At 68.1% G+C, this 19,003-nt stretch carries 10 protein-coding genes, 2 tRNA genes and 2 rRNA genes; 6 read left to right on the top strand and 8 right to left on the bottom strand.

The genetic code is table 11. The features are described from left to right. Positions 1-24: 24 nt before the first annotated feature. From ERL55_RS00490 to recC, 3 genes are read right to left on the bottom strand one after another with little or no spacing between them, the layout of a single operon-like run. Complete coding sequence (locus tag ERL55_RS00490) at positions 25-2,181, bottom strand: AAA family ATPase (protein WP_129134675.1); 2,157 nt, start codon at positions 2,179-2,181, stop codon at positions 25-27. Beyond that, entirely contained in the window at positions 2,178-5,996 is a 3,819-nt protein-coding gene (locus ERL55_RS00485; RefSeq protein WP_129134674.1) for an exodeoxyribonuclease V subunit beta, read from the bottom strand. The genes ERL55_RS00490 and ERL55_RS00485 overlap by 4 nt, the downstream gene beginning before the upstream one ends. Then, positions 5,993-9,361 carry an exodeoxyribonuclease V subunit gamma gene (recC, locus tag ERL55_RS00480; RefSeq protein WP_129134673.1) on the bottom strand — a complete coding sequence of 1,123 codons (3,369 nt, stop codon included), beginning with the start codon at positions 9,359-9,361 and terminating at the stop codon, positions 5,993-5,995. The genes ERL55_RS00485 and recC overlap by 4 nt, the downstream gene beginning before the upstream one ends. 207 nt (positions 9,362-9,568) lie before the next feature. On the opposite strand from recC, the gene ERL55_RS00475 reads away from it, so the two are divergent. The 6 genes from ERL55_RS00475 to ERL55_RS00450 all read left to right on the top strand — a co-directional run bounded on the left by ERL55_RS00475 (position 9,569) and on the right by ERL55_RS00450 (position 13,769). Then, the gene (locus ERL55_RS00475; protein ID WP_129134672.1) at positions 9,569-10,354 is read left to right on the top strand and encodes an ATP-binding cassette domain-containing protein; all 786 of its coding nucleotides are present in this window, start codon (positions 9,569-9,571) and stop codon (positions 10,352-10,354) included. After that, positions 10,354-11,103, top strand: a complete 750-nt coding sequence (locus ERL55_RS00470) for an MlaE family lipid ABC transporter permease subunit (RefSeq protein ID WP_129134671.1) — start codon at positions 10,354-10,356, stop codon at positions 11,101-11,103. Before ERL55_RS00475 ends, ERL55_RS00470 begins: the two co-directional genes overlap by 1 nt. Before the next feature lie 86 nt (positions 11,104-11,189). Further along, positions 11,190-11,708, top strand: coding sequence for an outer membrane lipid asymmetry maintenance protein MlaD (gene mlaD / locus ERL55_RS00465; RefSeq protein WP_129134670.1), 519 nt, complete (start codon positions 11,190-11,192; stop codon positions 11,706-11,708). Positions 11,709-11,722: 14 nt separating this feature from the next. After that, complete coding sequence (locus ERL55_RS00460; protein ID WP_164972224.1) at positions 11,723-12,379, top strand: ABC transporter substrate-binding protein; 657 nt, start codon at positions 11,723-11,725, stop codon at positions 12,377-12,379. Then, entirely contained in the window at positions 12,363-12,659 is a 297-nt protein-coding gene (locus tag ERL55_RS00455; protein WP_129134669.1) for an STAS domain-containing protein, read from the top strand. The genes ERL55_RS00460 and ERL55_RS00455 overlap by 17 nt, the downstream gene beginning before the upstream one ends. A gap of 171 nt (positions 12,660-12,830) precedes the next feature. Beyond that, positions 12,831-13,769 (top strand): MlaA family lipoprotein, encoded by a 939-nt coding sequence (locus ERL55_RS00450; RefSeq protein ID WP_241685793.1) that lies wholly within the window; start codon positions 12,831-12,833, stop codon positions 13,767-13,769. 27 nt (positions 13,770-13,796) lie between these two features. Here ERL55_RS00450 and rmuC read toward each other — a convergent pair whose 3' ends face one another. The 5 genes from rmuC to ERL55_RS00425 all read right to left on the bottom strand — a co-directional run bounded on the left by rmuC (position 13,797) and on the right by ERL55_RS00425 (position 19,000). After that, positions 13,797-15,353: a DNA recombination protein RmuC gene (gene rmuC, locus ERL55_RS00445; protein WP_129134667.1), complete on the bottom strand. Its 1,557-nt coding sequence runs from the start codon at positions 15,351-15,353 to the stop codon at positions 13,797-13,799. 90 nt (positions 15,354-15,443) lie between these two features. Beyond that, positions 15,444-15,557, bottom strand: a 5S ribosomal RNA gene (gene rrf / locus ERL55_RS00440). A 156-nt stretch (positions 15,558-15,713) separates the two neighbouring features. Then, positions 15,714-18,597 (bottom strand): 23S ribosomal RNA (locus ERL55_RS00435). Between the two features lie 230 nt (positions 18,598-18,827). Further along, positions 18,828-18,904 (bottom strand) — tRNA-Ile (locus ERL55_RS00430). 20 nt (positions 18,905-18,924) lie between these two features. Then, a tRNA-Ala gene (locus tag ERL55_RS00425) sits at positions 18,925-19,000 on the bottom strand. Between the last annotated feature and the right edge of the window lie 3 nt (positions 19,001-19,003).

Here is a 19,003-nt window from a genome sequence, read left to right as displayed (position 1 = left end):
GGGCGGATGCGGCGTTCGCCGTGATCAGAACAGGCTGGCCTGAATGCCTTCCTCGACACCGATGGACGCCACGGCCGTCGCCGCCGGCACGCTTGCACCTGCTCCCAGCCGCCACGCCAGCCCCGACCAGCGCCCGGCGTGCCGCGCCAGCGCTTCGGCGATGACATCGGCGCTCCCGGCCACGTGCAGCTCGCTGCGCGCACGCGTCATCCCGGTGTAGACCAGTTCGCGCGACAGCACGCGGTTGAAGCGCTCCGGCAGCACCAGCCACACCGCGTCGAACTCGCTGCCCTGGGCCTTGTGCACGGTCATCGCGAAGGCGCTGTCATGCGCGGGCAGCGCGGCTGGATGGAACGGCCGCGGGTTATGCGGGTCGTCGCCGGGGAACCAGGCCATCAGCGTGCCGCTGCCGTCGCGGAGGCAGATGCCGATGTCGCCGTTGAACAGCCGGTGGCGGTAGCTGTTCTCGGTGACCAGCAGCAGGCGGCCGTGGAAGTAGCGGCTGGCGGTGGAGGCGGGGCCGGCGCCGCGGCGGGTGCCGGCCAGCCCGCTTTCCAACAGCATGCTCTCGATGCGCGCGTTGAGCCCGCGTGCGCCCTGCGGGCCGTCGCGTACGGCGGTGAGGATGCGCAGGCGGGCAGCGCGGGCGAGGGCTTCGGCGGGGTCGTTGCCTTCGGCGAGCGAGGTCCAGTGTTCGAGCAGCTGGTCACGGTGGGATTGCAGCGGGTCGCTGTCGGCTTCGTGGAAGTGCACGCCGGAGAGCTGGCCGCTGCGCAGCAGTGAAAGGGCGGTGGTGGCGTCGCCTTCGCGCACGGCGGCGGCGAGCGGGGCGAGGTCGAGCGAGGCGCTCTGGCGGTAGCCGCGGGTGAGGTGGATGTGGCGGGCGGGGAAGGTGGATGCGTTGCGTGCCGGCGGAAGAGCGCCCTCACCCGCGCCTTCGGCGCGACCTCTCCCGCGGGCGGGAAAGGTGTTGGCATGGGCAGCGCCTGCAGCCCGGGCGGGAGAGGTCTTGGCATGAGCAGCGGCGGCAGCCCCGTCGACAGGCGCAGCGGCGGAGATGGCGGCAGGCGCAGCGGCGACCGGGTCGGAGACGGTGTCCCCGGTCGCGCGGCTGGCCGCGGCGAGGATGCCGGCGAGCACGTCGCCCGCTTCCACCGAGGGCAACTGGTCGGGATCGCCCAGCAGCACCAGGCGTGCGCCGTCGGGCACCGCTTCGACCAGCTTGGCCATCAGCGGCAGGTCGATCATCGAGGCTTCGTCCACCACCACCACGTCGAACGGCAGCGGGTTGTCGGCGTGGTGGCGGAAGCGCGGCGAGTCCGGGATGGTGCCGAGCAGGCGGTGCAGGGTGGTGCCGGTGCTGGGCAGCTGCGCGCACAGAGCAGGTTGGACGCCGAGCGCGGGCAGCGCCTGCACGGCCTTGCGTACGCTCTCGGCCATGCGTTCGGCGGCGCGGCCGGTGGGCGCGGCCAGTGCGATGCGTGGCGGTGCGGTGCCGGCTTCCAGTGCCTGCGCGACCAGCAGCACCAGCATGCGGGTGATGGTGGTGGTCTTGCCGGTGCCGGGGCCGCCGGTGACCAGCAGCAGGTTGTGGCCGAGCGCGGCGGCGGCGGCGCGGGACTGGTGGTCGATGGGAGCGCCCTCATCCGCCCCCGTTGGGGGCACCTTCTCCCGCTCGGCGGGGGAAGGGACACGCGGGAACAGGCGGACGAACAGCGGTGCCAGTTGTGCGGGAACCCCGGGCGCCGACGCCGCCTCGGGGCCATCGCGGCCGTGGGCGATCCCTGCGGGCGGGGCGCGGCCGATACGGCGCAGCCCGTCGGCGAGGCGGCGTTCGTATTCGCGGTAGCGGCGCAGGTAGACCAGGCCGTGCTCGTACACCAGAGGGGCGTCGTTGGCGGATTCGGCATCGCCCGCATCGGGGAGCGCAACCCAGCGCGAGGCCCGCAGCGCCGCGTGCCAGGCCTGCGGCGTGGGCCAGTCGACAGGCGTGTCGACCAGGCGCTGCGGTTCGGCCGGATCGAAGCCGGCATGGCCTGAGGCGACCGCCAGCGAGGCGAGCGCGGCGGCGGCGAGTACGGCGTCGGGCGTGTCGGGGTCGAGCCGGCGCAGGCTCTGCGCCAGCGCGTGGTCGAGCGTGCGCAGGGCGCCGGCTTTGAGGAGGGTGGCGAGGAGGGTCATCGCGACACTCCGGGGGTCGTGCCCTCACCCCTGCCCCCGCTCCGCGCCGCGGCCCTCGCGTCGCCGCTCGGGCGTTCATCGGCGCGCGAGCCGGTGGCTCGCACGCACGCCTCTTCACCCCGCAGGCGGGAGAGGGGTTCCACTGCTGCATCGCCGATCGGGGCCGTTTGCCCCGCGAAAAGTGCGTCCAGTGCGTGCACCAGTTGCGGTTCGAAGCGCCAGGCCTGCACGCCCTGTCCATCGCTGCGGGTGGCATCCAGCCCGCGGCAGAACAGGTAGCGCACGCCGCCGAAGTCGCGCGCGTAGTCGTAGCCGTCGCCGAGGCGGAAGCGCAGCCAGCGGTGCAGGGCCAGGGTGTAGATCAGTGCCTGCAGGTCGTATTCGCTGTGCGCCATCGCCTCGTCGAGCTGCGCGCGGCCGTAGCCGGGCAGGCGGTTGGTCTTGTAGTCGAGCACGTACCAGCGGCCATCGTGCACGTAGGTGAGGTCGATCAGGCCGGTCATCAGGCCCTCCAGCCGGCGGCGCGCGCCGAAGCCCTGGCGCGCGGTGAGCAGGCCATGGCGATGCAGCAGTGCCAGCAGTGCATCGACGCGCGTTGGCGCGAGCGCGAACTGGAACTCGATCTCCGGGCGGCGCTGCGGCGCAGGCACGTCCGCCAGGCGCACGCCTTCGGGCAGCGGCACGGTCAGCGTGTGGCCGATCAGCGGGGTGAGCACCGCGATGCCGTCGTCGATGGCGTCACCGGGGTAACCGCCGGCACGCAGGCGTTCGGCGATCAACGCTGCATCCTCGGCCGTCGGCGCGGGCGTGCCCGGCGTCCACGCGGACCACTGCGCGAAGTCGGTGCGTTCGAGCACGTCGTGCAGCACCACACCGAAGCGCGGGCCGGCGAAGCGCGGGTCGAAGACATCGGCATCGGCGTCGACCTCCGCGTCGACGGCCGGCTCATCCAGGCCACCGGCCGCGGGCTGGGTGGCGCTGGCCGTGGCATCGGCCTGCCCTTGCGCATTCGCCAGCTGGGTGAAGCTGTACACCCACCAGTCGCTGGCAATCGTGCGCGTGGGGATGCGCGCGGGCGGCACCGTGTCGGTGGATGCGGGGGGCAGCCAGGGCAGCGAGGTGGGCGGCGTGCTGTCGTCGATGGCGACGGCATCACCGAGCGCGGCGGCGAGTGCATCCGGCTTCGCCACCATGTGCAGCAGCGGCGATCTGTCGTGGTTGCAGAACATGCCGCTGGCCAGCCACAGCGCGTGGCGTGCGCGGGTGAGGCCGACGTACAGCAGGCGCGCATCCTCGGCGCGTTGCGCAAGCGCCCAGGCGTCCTTCGCATCGTCCCAGCCCGAACGCGACGGCAGCAGCTTCCAGTGCAGCGCGCGACCGCCCTCGCCGTTCACCACGGCACGCTGGCCGGGGCTGCGCGCAGGCGAGCCGATGGCGGCGAACGGCATGAACACCAGCGGGTATTCCAGGCCCTTGCTCTTGTGCAGGGTCACCACCTGCACGCGGCGGGCGTCGGATTCCAGCCGCAGCAGCTGGCTCTCGTCATTGGCGTTGGCATCGGCGATGGCATTGGCCAGCCAGTCGACCAGGCCGTGCAGGCCGAGCGCACGCGACTGCGCGTCCTGTAGCAGTTCGGCCAGCTGCAGGTAGTTGGTGAGGCGGCGTTCGCCGTCGAGCAGGCCGAGCAGGCGCCCGGCGTGCTCCGCACACAGCGCGGTGACCAGCGCCAGCGGGCCGCCACGCTGCAGGCGGTCGCGCCAGGCCAGCGCGGCCATCTGCCAGCCGCGCAGTGCGTCACCATCTTCGTCCAGCGCGGCGATCGCGCTGGCGTCGAGACCCACCAGCACCGTCGAGAGCGCCATGCGCAGGCGGCCATCGTCGGCGCCATGCAGCAGGGCGAGCAGCAGCGCATGCAGGTCGCGCGCCTCGTGGGTGGCGAACAGGCTCTGCTTGCCGGCGGCGACGGCGGGAATCCCGGCCATCGCCAGTGCGTGGCGGATGCGCGTGGCCTCGTGGTGCGAGCGCACCAGCACCGCGATGTCACCGGGTTGCACCGGGCGGCCCTCGACGCTGGCGTTGCCGTCGCGCGCATCGCACAGCACGCGGTGGATGGCCGCCACGCAGGCGCGGGTGGCGAGCTCGCGCGAATGGCTGGCGTTGTAGGGCTTCACCTTGCCTTTGTCGTCGGGCGACGGCGGTGGCGCGCGCCACAGGGTGAGTGCCGCCGCATCGGTGCCGTTACGCTGGAAGTCGGCATCGGCGCGCACGCCGCCCGGGGCGACCTCGCGGAACCCGATGCGCGGATCGATGAAGGGCGGCGCGATCTTCGCGTCCGCATCTGCCGCCGCCTGCGCCTGTGCATACAGCGCCGACACCGCGCGCAGCACCGATGGCCGTGAGCGGAAGTTCTGGGCGAGCGGCGGCGCTTCGGCGGCGGTCGTGCGTGCGGCGAGATAGGTTTCGACGTCGCCGCCGCGGAAGCCGTAGATCGCCTGCTTGGGATCGCCGATCACGAACAGCGCCGGCGGCTGGCCATGCCGGGTGGCGCTGGCGGCGCCGAATACGTGGTCGAAGATGCGCCACTGGCGGGCATCGGTGTCCTGGAATTCGTCGACCAGCGCCACCGCGTACTGTGCGCGCAGGCGCTCCACCAGCGCACCGGCCTGCGGGCCGTCGATGGCATCGGCGACGTGGTCGACCAGGTCGTCAAAGGTCTGCACGCGCTGCTGCTGCTTGGCACGCGCCACCCGCACGCGGGCATCGTCGCGCAGGCGGTGCAGCAGTTCGACGCGGCGTGCGTCCTTCCATTCCGCCATCGCGGTCAGCGCATCGAGGTAGGCCGGTACCGCATCGCAGACAGGCGAATCGGGTGTGCGGCCGGCGCCGGCCTTGCTGGTGCGCAGCTGCAGCGTCTCGCGCGTGAGCTGCGGCAGCTTGGCGTGCTCGAACGGTGCATCGCGTGCGCCGGCATCGCACCACTGCTTCAGGCCATCGAAGAGTTCGGCGATCCACGCGGCCTTGTAGCTGCCGGCGTGCAGCACCTTGGCGTCCACCGCGGCCACCAGTGCCGCACGGAAGTCATCGCCATGGGCGCGGAACGCGGCTGCCAGCGCTTCGCCACTGGCATGCAGGCGCGGCGCGGGGTCATCCGGCAGCTCGGCAAGCGCAGGGCGCAGGACCGGTTCGCGCACCAGCGGCGGCAGGTCGCAGGCCAGCGCCTGCGGGCCGCCCGGCCACAGCGCCAGCAGGTCATCGGCGGCCGCCGCATCGCGGCCGTGTGCACGCCAGAGGTCGGCGGCGATGGCCTCGTACAGCGGTGCATCGCTGGTGAGCAGTTCCGGCGCATCGAAGGCCTGCCCCACTTCCAGCGCGTGGTCGCGCAGCACCCGGGTGCAGAAGCCGTGGATGGTGAAGATGGCGGCGAGGTCGATGTCGTTGGCTGCGGTATGCAATCGGCGTCGCAGCGCATCGGCGCTTTCGTCGCCGCGTGCGAGGTGCGCTGCGAGCACCGCATGGGTCAGCACCGCGTCGGGCGTTGCATCGGCCGGCAACGCGGCGCCCACCATCTGCGCGGCCAGCAGCAGGCGCGCGCGGATGCGGCTGCGCAGTTCCTGGGTGGCGGCCTCGGTGAAGGTGACCGCCAGCACCTGGCCCACGCTCAAGGCCCGCTCCACCACCAGGCGCACCACCAGGGTGGCCAGGGTGAAGGTCTTGCCGGTGCCGGCCGAGGCCTCGATGGCATGCACGCCATCGAGTGCGAGATCGAGATAGGGATCGCGTGGCGCTGCGAGCAGGTTCCCGTCAACGGCGCTCATTCCGCGTCCTCCAGGTCGAGCTTCGCGGCGATGTCGCGCAACGCGGCAAGGTCGGTGCCACCGTAGACCTGGCCGGTGACCACCGCCGAATAAATCGCCATCGCCAGGTCGACGAAGGCGACCTGGGTGGCATCGTCGGTGAACGGATCGCGGCCGCGCAGGGCGAGTCGCAGCGCTTCGCCGGTGCCCTCGCCCCAGCTGCGGTCGCTGCCGTGCCAGCGCCTGGCCGCTTCGGCGAGGCCGCGCTCGAGATTGCCGGCGCGGTAGAGCTCCCAGCCGCTGTAGGGCGCGAACGGCAACGGATGGCGCAGGCCCGCGCTGCGCAGGGCGATCAGCGTATGCAGCACGTCGCGTGCCTGCGTGGGATCGAGCGGCGCGCGCGGATGCGGACCGACGCCGAGTTCGCCACCGTCGTGGAATTCCACCAGCGGCGCCGACTGCCCGGCGGCGCTGGCCAGCAGCCAGTCCAGGCCGTTGCGGATCGCCGACTGCCCGGCCGGTGGATCGAAGCGCACGCGGGCGATGCCGTGCGGATGTACGTCGGCGATGCGGCCATGCAGGGTGACGCCATCGATGTCGACCTCCAGCCGCGGCGCATCGGGTGCCGCCCCGCCGCACCACGCGCGGAACGCGGCCGCATACGCATCCACCTGCGCACGCACCTGTTCCAGCGTGCGCCGGCCCAGCGCGCCGGACGGCAGCAGCCCGCGCGCGCGCAGCAGCGCGTGGGTGCGGGTGTCGTCGTCGCCACGCAGCACCGCGTCGAACACCGCTTTCTGCAGCAGCTGGCGCGGGTAGCCGCGGCCCGGCGCCAGCAGCGGTTCGACATCGTCATCGAGCGCTTCGACCTCGGCCAGGCGCAGGCCGAGGCGCTGGCGCAGGAAGGTTTCCGCGGGTGCCTGCAGGAAGCGCCGCAGTTCATCGAGCGACAGCGTGCCGGGATGGGGCGCGTCGATGGATTCCAGCGCGGGGCGGTCGAACCACACCGGCAGCGGCGTGCGCTTCTGCAACGGCTGCGCGGCGGCCGGCCACCAGGCCGCGTGGTAGGAGAAGCGACGCGGCTCGTCGTGGCTGCCGAACGCAGCCGGCGCGAACGGCTGCAGCGGATGGTGGACCACCAGCGCCTCGGCATCGACATCGCCTGCGTGCTGGGCGCGTGCGGCATCGATGAGTTCGGAGACCAGCACCGAGGGCTCGCGGGTGCTGCCATCGCGCGGGTCGGCGCCCTGCCAGCTGACGTAGAACACATCCTGCGCGGCGGCGAACAGCTGCAGGAACAGGAAGCGGTCGTCCTCGCGCGTGGAGCGGTCGCCGATGCGGCGCTGCGTGCTGCCGAGCTCGGCGGTGAGGCGGTTGAGGCCGGCGGCGGGATCACGACGCGGGAAATCGCCATCGTTCATGCCGAGCACGCAGATCACCCGGAACGGCAACAGCCGCATCGGCACCATGCGCGCGACGCTGACGCCACCGGTGAGCAGCGGCGCGCGGATGTCGGCCTCGGCGAGCGCGGCCGCGAAATGCGCGCGCACCGCCTCCGCCGGCACCGGTGCCTCGAAGCCGGCGCGCCGCGCATCGCCGGCGAACGCATCGACCAGGCTGCGCAGGCGATCGAGCGCACGTTGCGTGGCGGGGTTCGATGGGGGCCGTGGCAGCAGCGCGGCGAGCAGATCCAGTAGGCGTTCGCGCCACTGCGCCGGCGGCATCGCGGCGGCCAGCGCGGTGGCGTTGCGTGCGAGCACGCGCAGCAGCCGCAGCAGGGTGTCGAGTGCATCCAGCGCGCTGCCTTCCAGTTCCGGCAGCGGCGCCACCATCCGGCCATCGGGCATCGCGATCGGTGCATCGTCGCCGGTGGCATGGCCGAGCAGCAGGCGGTCGAGCGCGAAGGCCCAGGTGTAGGCGTCGTCGGCGGGGGCATCGAGCGTGGCGCGATGCGCGGCGTCGATGCCCCAGCGCGCGCCCGCCTCCGACAGCCAGGCCTGCAATCGCTCGAAGGCCGGTGCATCCAGCCCGTTGGCATCGGCGAGTGCGGGGCTGGCCAGCAGGTCGAGCATCTCGTGCAGCCCGAAGCGCGACACCGGCAACGCCAGCAGGCGCAGGAACACCTCGGCCAGCGGCTCGTTGGCGAGCGGGCTGGCATCGGCCAGCGCATACGGAATCGCATCGGCCTGGCCGCGATTGCCGAACACCGCCTCGAGATAGGGCAGGTACGGGTCGATGTCCGGCGCCAGCACCGCGACCTCGCGCGGCTGCAGCGGCGGATCGAAGCGTGGGTCATCGAACAGGCCACGCAGCTGGTCGTGCAGCACCTGCAGCTCGCGCAGGCGGGTGTGGCAGGCATGCAGCTGCAGGCTGGGATCGCTGCGGTCCACCGCGTCGCGCAGCGCCACACCCGGTGCGCCACGTCGATGGAACAGGTCCGACTGCAGGCGCCGCAGCAGGCTGCCCTGCAGCGCTCCGCCGCCTTCGCCCGGATCGACATGCACGTCGAAATCCGCCGAGGCGTGCACCACTTCGTAGCCACCGATCACGCGCATGAAGTCGACGCCAGCCGCGCCCCAGCGCTGCAGCAGCGGGTTCTCGCCGTCGTCGGCCGGTTGCCCGGCACGCACGCGCTGCAGATCGCCCCAGTAGTCCTTCGCCGGCGACGGCACGAACATATGCAGCGTGCCGACGCGCGCCTGGGTGGCGATCACCCGCAGCACGTCGGGCGAGACGTTGAGGGTGGCGAATGCCGACAGCCGCGTCGGCAGGCCGGTGGGCAGCGGACCTTCCGCTGCGCCGAAACGGTCGAGGTACTGCTGGATGCGGCGTGCACGATGCGGGCGGCCGCTGGCGACGCGGCGCCACAGGATCGCCTGCGGGTCGTCGGCATCGGCGCCGGCTTCCCAGCGCAGCAGCCAGTCGCGCCGCCAGGCCTGGTACTTCTCGAACACCGAGGCGAGCTCGCCGGCCAATGCCCAGGCACGCAGTGGATCCGGCCCGTCCACGTGCGCGGCAATCGTTGCCAGCGCCGGCGTGGCCAGGAACGCATGGTCGGTGAGCGCCGCATACAGATGCCAGCGCAACGCGGCGGCATCGAGTTCGTCGCGGCTGCCGCTGTCATCGCTGCCCGAAGGATTGGCCGCAAGTGCACGGCCGACGAATTCGCCGGGAGTCAGGAATTCGATGTTCGCAGCGACGCCATGTTCGGCGGCCAGCGTGGCCTGCAGCCAGCGCCGCATGGCCACCTGCGGGATCAGCACGATGTCGGGTGCGAGCAGCGATTGCCCGGGTGCCGGATCACGCAGGATCCGCGCAAGGATGCCGGCCAGGATCTCGAGCGCGTTGGAATGGTAGAGGCGGATATCGCCGTGCGGGCCGGTCATCGCCCCATGATGCCGGACGCCCGTCGCGCGGTGCGAGACCCCACGGCGCAGGTGCGCATGCCCGGGCATGAATGGATGGCACGGACCAGCCCACCCACGGGACAGTTTCTGTACTCGCCAGTTCAGTCGATCGGTTAAGATTCAGCCCTTCTGCGCGAAGCTGCCGGGGTTTTGCTGCCCGGCGCCCGCGCCATTCCCGGTAGACGCATGCCCGACACCACCGCCCCCGCCGTGCACCTGCGCGACGTCCGCCTGCAGCGGGGCGGGCGCACGATCCTGTCCGGCATCGACCTGCTGGTGCCGACCGGTTCGATCACCGCGGTGCTTGGCCCATCGGGATCGGGCAAGTCGACGCTGCTGTCGGCGCTGACCGGTGAGCTGCGCGCGTCGCAGGGCAGCGTCGAGGTGTTCGGCCGCGCACTGCCGCAGCGCCAGCGCGATCTGCTGGAAACACGCAAGTCGATCGGCGTGCTGCTGCAGGGCAATGGCCTGCTGACCGACCTCACCGCCGCCGAGAACGTCGCACTGCCACTGCGCATGCATACGAAGCTGCCGGCGCCGGTGATCGCGCGGCTGGTGGAGATGAAGCTGCACGCGGTGGGCCTGCGCGCGGCGGCCGATCTCTATCCGCGCGAACTGTCGGGCGGCATGGCGCGCCGCGTGGCGCTGGCACGTGCGCTGGCACTCGACCCGCCGCTGATGATCTACGACGAGCCGCTGACCGGGCTCGATCCGATCGCCTCGGGCGTGATCATGTCGCTGATCGCGCGCCTCAACGCGAGCCTCGGGCTCACCAGCATCATCGTCACCCACCATGTGCACGAGACCCTGCCGGTGGCCGACCGGGCGCTGGTGATCGCCGACGGCAGCATCGTCTTCAGCGGCACGCCCGACCAGCTGCAGCAGACCACCGATCCGCTGGTGCGGCAGTTCCTCGACGGTCGCCCGGATGGCCCGATCGCGTTCGACGCCCCGCAACGGGAGGTGGCCTGATGCCCGTGGTCGCCTCGATCCGCTCGCTCGGCCGCGCCGGGCTGTTCTCGCTGTCGGTGCTGCGCGCATCCAGGCCGACTGCGGACTTCTTCGCCGAACTGCTGCGCGAGATCTACAAGGTCGGCGCGCGCACGCTGCCGATCATCGCGGTCGGTGGCGCCTTCGTCGGGCTATCGCTGACGCTGCTGGGCCATCGCGCGCTCGAAACCTATGGCGCGTCCGACCAGGTGAGCATCCTGATCGGCCTGGGCCTGTATCGCGAACTGGCGCCGGTGCTGACCGCACTGCTGTTCGTCGGCCGTGCGGGTTCGTCGATCGCCGCCGAGCTGGGGCTGATGCGTGCCACCGACCAGATCACCGCGCTCGGGCTGATGGCGATCGACCCGGTGGCGAAGACGGTGTCGCCGCGGTTCTGGGCGGCGGTGCTGACGGTGCCGCTGCTGACCGGTTTCTTCTGTACGTTCGCGCTGGCCGCCAGCTGGTTCCAGGGCGTGCAGATCCTCGGCATCGACAACGGCACGTTCTGGCAGGCGATGCGCGACGCGGTGGATTTCCGCGACGACTTCCTCAACGCCTTCCTGAAGTCCGCGGTGTTCGGCGGCGTGGCCGCGCTGGTGGCCTCGTACGTCGGCTACCACGCCGAGCCGACCATCGAAGGCACCTCGGTGGCGACCACCCGCGCGGTGGTGAACGCCTCGCTGCTGGTGCTGATGTTCAACTTCGTCCTGTCCGCGTTCCTGTTCCGCTGAGCGGCGGCGGGAACCATGACGCGCATCGCGCAAGGTGACACCGAGATGAGTAGCCTGATGAAAAACACGCAGATGGGTGGCCGCCGATGAGCAGCACACGCGGTCCACGTCTCGAGTTCGCGGTCGGCGCGTTCCTGCTGCTGGCGCTGGCGTCGCTGCTGGTGCTGGCAATCGCCTCCACCAACAACCGCTTCGGCTTCACCACCCACACCTACGAGCTGACCGCGCGCTTTTCCAACATCGGCCAGCTGCGTACGCAGGCGCCGGTGCGCGTCGGCGGCGTGACCATCGGCCGGGTGGCGAAGATCGAGCTCGACCCGCTGCGCTTCGATTCCATCGCCACGCTGGCGATCGACCGTCGCTACCACGAGATGCCGATCGACACCTCGGCCTCGATCCTCACCGGCGGCCTGCTCGGCGAGGCCTATGTCGACCTGCAGCCCGGTGGCGACATGGAAAGCCTGCAGCCCGGCGAGGAGATCGCCTTCACCTCCCCTGCCGTCGACCTGATGCAGATGGTTGGACGCTACATGTTCAGTGGCCCCGGCGGCGGTGATGCCGCCGACGAGGCCACCCCGCCCGCCCCCAGCGAGGACACCCCATGACCCCCATGCCTTCGATCAAGCGTTCCCTGACCGCCATCGCCATTGCCGCCGGCCTGCTGGCCGGCACCCCCGCCCTCGTCCACGCGCAGCAGGCCCCCACCGCAGCCGGCCAGGCCCAGGGCACGCCGAGCCGCCTGGTGCTCGACAACACCACGCGCATCCTCGGCGAGCTCGAGAGCCGCCGTGCCGAGTTCGGCCGCGACCGCAGCCTGCTCGAAGCCTTCGTCAAGCGCGAGTTCGACACCATGTTCGACCGCGACTATGCCGCGCGCCAGGTGCTCGGCCGCCACGCCCGTGGTGCCGACGACGCCGACGTGAAGTTGTTCGCCGACGCGCTGGCCGACAACCTGCTGCGCCGCTACGGCAACTCGCTGCTCGACTTCAACACCCGCCTGCGCGTGCGCATCAAGTCCGAGTCGGCGCTGCCGCGCGGGCTGGGCGTCAAGGTGTCGAGCGAGCTGCTGCGCCAGGGCGGCGACCCGATCCCGGTCGACTACCTGATGCGCCAGTCCGGCGGCAACTGGAAGGTGTTCGACGTGCAGGTGGAGGGCGTGAGCTTCATCAGCACCTTCCGTCGCCAGTTCGATGGCGAGCTGCAGAACAAGTCCATCCGCCAGGTCGCCAACGAGCTGCGCGCCGGCCGGCTGCAGGCCGATGCCGCGATCGACTGACCCCGGCGTGCGCCGCGAAGGCGATGCCCTCGTCTTCGCAGGCCCGTTGCTGCGTGATGGCGTCGCCTCGCTTTGGCCGGCCGCGCTGCGCGTGGTGACGGGCGCGCGCCGCATCGAACTCGGCGCGGTCGACCGCATCGACAGCGCCGGGCTTGCCATGCTGTCGGCGCTGGCCGCGCGCGCCGGTGGCGATGTGGTCATCGATGGCGAACCGGAAGGCCTGTCCGAGCTGCGCGGCGCGTATCGCATGCAGATGGATCTCGATTTCAGCCGCACCTGACGCCCCCGGCGCCGCGTGCGTTACGCACGGATGGATTTCCCCATGTCCCCCTCCCGCATTGTCCTGCCCAGCCTGTTGTTGTCGCTCGCCGCGTGTGCGGGTTGGCAGCAGGCCGCGCGCGCTCCCGCCGCTTCCGCCCAGCCGATGACGGCCGCCGCCGTTCCTGCGGCAATGGCTGACGCTGCGCCGGATACGTCCACGCCTCCGGTCATCGACGACGGCCTGCCTGTACCCGATGCCGACAGCGCACAGGCCGCGCTGCAGGAAGGCGCATACCGCGACGACGCCGGTGGCGAGCCCGTGCTTGCGCCGACCGAGGCCGAGCTCGACTACGCGGTGCTCTACGGCGAGGAGCCCTACGACCCGGTGGCCGACCCCACCCTGCCCGATCCGGCGCAGATGCAGGTCGGCTATGACCCGTGGGAACCCTTCAACCGCCGCATGCATCGCGTCAACGACGCGATCGACCGCACGGTTGCGCGCCCGTTGGCCACCGCCTACATGAATGTGGTGCCGCGCCCGGTGCGCCTGGGCGTGTCGAACTTCTTCAGCAACCTCGGCCAGCCGGTCAGTGCGGTCAATGCACTGCTGCAGGGCAAGCCGGTGCAGGCCGGGCAGGCGCTGGGGCGCTTTGTCGTCAATGCCACGCTCGGCATCGGTGGCATCTTCGATCCGGCAAGCGACGCCGAGATCCCGTTCCGCAGCGAGGACTTCGGGCAGACCCTGGGCATCTGGGGCTGGCAGAACTCGCGCTACCTCGAGCTGCCGCTGTTCGGGCCGCGCACGCTGCGTGATGCGTTCGGCATCGTTGGCGATGCGCCGTTGTCGCCGACCCGGCAGCTCAATGACGAGCAGACCCGCTGGGCACTGCAGGGGCTGCAGCTGGTGGACCTGCGCACGCAGCTGTTCGTCGTCGACCGCATGCGCGAAGGCGCCGCCGATGATTACGCGCTGGTACGCGACGCCTGGATGCAGCGCCGCCAGTACCAGATCTTCGGCGACCTACAGTCCGACGACGATGCGTTGCCGGACTATCTGCTCGACGACGAGGCGTTGCCGACGGTGCCGGCCGACGCGATCCCTGTGATCCCGGGCGTTCCGCTCAACTGACCCATGCCGCTGCCGGCGATGCCAGCCTCAACTGCTGGCGTCGTCGGCCTCGTCGGTGTCGTCCGCATCGATCGCGATGCCGGCATCCGCCAGCAATGCCTGAGATTCGTCCTGCGACAGTGATTCCACCCCACGCAGGCGGCGCTCGATCGTGCGCGTCTTGCGGCTGGCCTCGCCGAGGCTCTTGCCGACGGTGCTGATCTGCTTCTCGGCCTTTTCGAGAATGCCGGCGAACTTGCCGAACTCGCTCTTCACCGCACCCAGCAGCTTCCAGACCTCGCTCGAACGCTGTTCGATCGCCAGCGTGCGGAAGCCCATCTGCAGGCTGTTGAGCAGTGCGGTCACCGTGGTGGGCCCCGCCACCACGATGCGGTGGTCGCGCTGCAGCGCGTCGGTCAGCCCGGGCCGGCGGATGGTTTCGGCGTACAGACCTTCGGTCGGCAGGAACATCACCGCGAAATCGGTGGTGTGCGGCGGGCACACGTACTTCTCGCAGATAGATTTCGCCTGGATGCGGATCGCACGTTCCAGCTGCGCCCCGCAGATGCGCACGGCCTCGGCGTCACCGAGTTCCTGTGCATCGAGGAGGCGCTCGTAGTCCTCGCGCGGGAACTTGCAGTCGATCGGCAGCCATACCGGGCTGTCGTCATCACGGCGGCCCGGCAAGCGGATGGCGAAGTCCACGGCCTCCGCGGTATCGGGTCGCACCCGCACGCTGCGCGCGTACTGCTCGGCGACCAGCGTCTGCTCGAGGATGCCGTCCAGCTGCACCTCGCCCCAGCTGCCACGATTCTTGACGTTGGTCAGCACCCGCTTGAGATCGCCGACGCCGGTCGCCAGCTGCTGCATTTCGCCCAGACCGCGCTGCACCTGCTCCAGGCGTTCCGACACCAGCGCGAAGGACTGGCCGAGGCGGGTCTCGAGCGTCGACTGCAGTTTCTCGTCGACGGTGGCGCGCATCTGCTCGAGCTTCTGCGCGTTGTCGGCCTGCAGGCGCTGCAGCTGCTGGTCGAGGGTTCCACGCATCTCCACCAGCCGCTGCTCGCTGCGCTGCGCGGATTCCGCCAACCGCTGCGCCAGCGCCTCGGCCATGCGCTGCTGCGCCTCGCCGCTCTCCTGTCGCGTCTTGCGCGCATCCTCGGCCAGTGTGCCGCGCAACACCTCGAGCCGCTGCCCGAAGCCCTCCAGGCGCTGGTCGGTGCGGACGGTGAGGTCGGCCATGCGTTCCGACAGCTGCGCGCCGAAGCGCTGTTGGGCCTGCGCCGATTCCGCACGCGCACTGCGCGCATCCTCGCTGATCGCCTCGCGCATCGCGCCCAGACGGGACTCGGTGCGTTCGGTGAGCGCATCCAGCCGCAACCCGAACGCATCGATACGCTGCTCCTGCGCGGTCGACAGGCCATCGAGCAGGGCACGCAGTTCCAGCCGCGACTCGCGCTGCTCCTCGCGCAACGCGGCCTCGAGCCGCTCGCGCATCGCATCCATCCCGGCTTCCGGGCGGCGCAATACCAGCACGATCAACAGGATTACCGCGGCAATCACCGCGAGCAGGATCAGAACCAGCAACAGGGAAACGTCGTTCATCGCACCAGTGTATCCGGCACGGTCGCAGCAGCTGCGAATCAAACAAAGAAAACCCCCCGCCGGATACCGGCGGGGGTTTCAGGGTAAAGACCCTGGCGATGACCTACTCTCGCATGCTGAATGCACACTACCATCGGCGCATATGCGTTTCACTTCCGAGTTCGGAATGGGATCGGGTGGTTCCACACAGCTATTGTCACCAGGGAGAGGGTGGAGGGTCGCCGGGACTGTCGCGGATGCGACAGAGCAGCGCTCACGCTCTCGAGGGGTGGGATTGTAGCGAGCATTTTGAAATCGTGTCGTCGACGTGTTGTCGAGGCCTCGGTCTTCGCATGTTTCGGCGAAGCCACTTGAGGTTATATGGTCAAGCCGCACGGATCATTAGTACTGGTTAGCTCAACACATTGCTGTGCTTACACACCCAGCCTATCAACCACCTGGTCTTGATGGTTCCTTCAGGGGAGTCAAGCTCCCGGGAGATCTCATCTTGAGGCACGCTTCCCGCTTAGATGCTTTCAGCGGTTATCGTTTCCGAACGTAGCTACCCGGCAGTGCCACTGGCGTGACAACCGGAACACCAGAGGTTCGTCCACTCCGGTCCTCTCGTACTAGGAGCAGCCCCTCTCAAATCTCCAACGCCCATGGCAGATAGGGACCGAACTGTCTCACGACGTTCTGAACCCAGCTCGCGTACCACTTTAAATGGCGAACAGCCATACCCTTGGGACCGACTACAGCCCCAGGATGTGATGAGCCGACATCGAGGTGCCAAACACCGCCGTCGATATGAACTCTTGGGCGGTATCAGCCTGTTATCCCCGGAGTACCTTTTATCCGTTGAGCGATGGCCCTTCCATACAGAACCACCGGATCACTAAGTCCTAGTTTCCTACCTGCTTGATCCGTCGATCTTGCAGTCAAGCACGCTTATGCCTTTGCACACAGTGCGCGATGTCCGACCGCGCTGAGCGTACCTTCGAGCTCCTCCGTTACTCTTTGGGAGGAGACCGCCCCAGTCAAACTACCCACCATACACGGTCCCCGACCCGGATTACGGGCCCAGGTTAGAACGTCAAGCACGACAGGGTGGTATTTCAAGGATGGCTCCACCACAGCTAGCGCCATGGTTTCACAGCCTCCCACCTATCCTACACAGACGAACTCAACGTTCAGTGTAAAGCTATAGTAAAGGTTCACGGGGTCTTTCCGTCTTGCCACGGGAACGCTGCATCTTCACAGCGATTTCAATTTCACTGAGTCTCGGGTGGAGACAGCGCCGCCATCGTTACGCCATTCGTGCAGGTCGGAACTTACCCGACAAGGAATTTCGCTACCTTAGGACCGTTATAGTTACGGCCGCCGTTTACCGGGGCTTCGATCAAGAGCTTCGCCTTGCGGCTGACCCCATCAATTAACCTTCCGGCACCGGGCAGGCGTCAGACCCTATACGTCCACTTTCGTGTTTGCAGAGTCCTGTGTTTTTGATAAACAGTCGCAGCGGCCTGGTCACTGCGGCCCCCGATCGCTATAGCCCGCATGGGCCACGACCAAGGGCGCACCTTCTCCCGAAGTTACGGTGCTATGTTGCCTAGTTCCTTCACCCGAGTTCTCTCAAGCGCCTTAGAATTCTCATCCTGCCCACCTGTGTCGGTTTACGGTACGGTCTGCGTGAGCTGAAGCTTAGGGGCTTTTCCTGGAAGCGTGGGATCAGTGACTTCAGTCTAATGACCTGGTCTCGGTGCTCGGTCTTGAAGGGGCCCGGATTTGCCTAAGCCCCAAACCTACCGCCTTTCCCCGGGACAACCAACGCCCGGTACACCTACCCTTCTCCGTCCCCCCATCGCACTCACGCGAGGTGCTGGAATATTAACCAGCTTCCCATCGACTACGCATTTCTGCCTCGCCTTAGGGGCCGACTCACCCTGCGCCGATTAACGTTGCGCAAGGAAACCTTAGGCTTTCGGCGTGCGGGCTTTTCACCCGCATTATCGTTACTCATGTCAGCATTCGCACTTCCGATACCTCCAGCGGACTTCTCAATCCACCTTCGCAGGCGTACGGAACGCTCCTCTACCGCGTACATATAAATATGCACACCCCAAGCTTCGGTTCAGTGCTTTAGCCCCGTTAAATCTTCCGCGCAGACCGACTCGACCAGTGAGCTATTACGCTTTCTTTAAAGGATGGCTGCTTCTAAGCCAACCTCCTGGCTGTCTGTGCCTTTCCACATCGTTTCCCACTTAGCACTGAATTTGGGACCTTAGCTGTGGGTCTGGGTTGTTTCCCTTTTCACGACGGACGTTAGCACCCGCCGTGTGTCTCCCATGCAGTCCGTCTCGGTATTCGGAGTTTGCCATGGTTTGGTAAGTCGCGATGACCCCCTAGCCATAACAGTGCTCTACCCCCGAGAGGATTCACATGAGGCGCTACCTAAATAGCTTTCGAGGAGAACCAGCTATCTCCGGGTTCGATTAGCTTTTCACTCCTAATCACACCTCATCCCCTACCTTTGCAACGGGAGTGGGTTCGGGCCTCCAGTACCTGTTACGGTACCTTCACCCTGGGCATGACTAGATCACCCGGTTTCGGGTCTATTGCCCGCGACTATGCGCCCTTATCAGACTCGGTTTCCCTTCGCCTCCCCTATACGGTTAAGCTTGCCACGAACAATAAGTCGCTGACCCATTATACAAAAGGTACGCAGTCACTCCTTGCGGAGCTCCTACTGCTTGTACGCACACGGTTTCAGGGTCTATTTCACTCCCCTCGCCGGGGTTCTTTTCGCCTTTCCCTCACGGTACTGGTTCACTATCGGTCGGTCAGGAGTATTTAGCCTTGGAGGATGGTCCCCCCATGTTCAGACAGGGTTTCTCGTGCCCCGCCCTACTCAATTTCATCGACATGGCCCTTTCACGTACTGGGCTATCACCGTCTATGGCCAGCCTTTCCAGACTGTTCCGCTAGAACCACATCGACTTTTGGGCTGTTCCCCGTTCGCTCGTCACTACTCAGGGAATCTCGGTTGATTTCTTTTCCTGCGGTTACTTAGATATTTCAGTTCACCGCGTTCGCCTTGCATGGCTATGTATTCACCATGCAATACCTCTTGCGAGGTGGGTTTCCCCATTCGGACATTGCCGGATCAAAGCTTGTTGCCAGCTCCCCGACACTTTTCGCAGGCTGCCACGTCCTTCATCGCCTCTGACCGCCAAGGCATCCACCGTGTGCGCTTATTCGCTTGACCATATAACCCCAAGTCGCCTCGGAGTTGAATGTGTCCGCGGGTACAAACCGCAGACGCGAATTTCAACGACATCAAGTTTTCAGGGGATTTGCTCCCCCGCCTTAGCCTCTACGACACGTCTGGACATTTCGTTCCAAAACGCTCGCTACATCCCAATTTTCAAAGATCATGGCCCCGCCTCAACGCGGAACCCATCTAATTCTTTCGTGTACGCCGTCATCCAGAAAAACTGGTGGGTCTGGGAGGACTCGAACCACCGACCTCACCCTTATCAGGGGTGCGCTCTAACCACCTGAGCTACAGACCCAAATCGCTTGGGCTCAACCCTGGTGGAGCCAGTCGGGATCGAACCGACGACCCCCTGCTTGCAAAGCAGGTGCTCTCCCAGCTGAGCTATGGCCCCATG

The organism is Luteimonas sp. YGD11-2 (assembly GCF_004118975.1).
GTDB classification, from domain to species: Bacteria; Pseudomonadota; Gammaproteobacteria; order Xanthomonadales; family Xanthomonadaceae; genus Luteimonas; species Luteimonas muca.
The sequence above is the reverse complement of the archived record's forward strand: the minus strand, read 5'-3'. Positions and strand labels throughout refer to the sequence as shown.

Bases quoted from the DNA above. Each gene is read 5' to 3' on its own strand.
- ERL55_RS00490 (WP_129134675.1), bottom strand. From the start codon at position 2,181: ATGACCCTCCTCGCCACCCTCCTCAAAGCCGGCGCCCTGCGCACGCTC.
- ERL55_RS00485 (WP_129134674.1), bottom strand. From the start codon at position 5,996: ATGAGCGCCGTTGACGGGAACCTGCTCGCAGCGCCACGCGATCCCTAT.
- recC (WP_129134673.1), bottom strand. From the start codon at position 9,361: ATGACCGGCCCGCACGGCGATATCCGCCTCTACCATTCCAACGCGCTC.
- ERL55_RS00475 (WP_129134672.1), top strand. From the start codon at position 9,569: ATGCCCGACACCACCGCCCCCGCCGTGCACCTGCGCGACGTCCGCCTG.
- ERL55_RS00470 (WP_129134671.1), top strand. From the start codon at position 10,354: ATGCCCGTGGTCGCCTCGATCCGCTCGCTCGGCCGCGCCGGGCTGTTC.
- mlaD (WP_129134670.1), top strand. From the start codon at position 11,190: ATGAGCAGCACACGCGGTCCACGTCTCGAGTTCGCGGTCGGCGCGTTC.
- ERL55_RS00455 (WP_129134669.1), top strand. From the start codon at position 12,363: ATGCCGCGATCGACTGACCCCGGCGTGCGCCGCGAAGGCGATGCCCTC.
- ERL55_RS00450 (WP_241685793.1), top strand. From the start codon at position 12,831: ATGGCTGACGCTGCGCCGGATACGTCCACGCCTCCGGTCATCGACGAC.
- rmuC (WP_129134667.1), bottom strand. From the start codon at position 15,353: ATGAACGACGTTTCCCTGTTGCTGGTTCTGATCCTGCTCGCGGTGATT.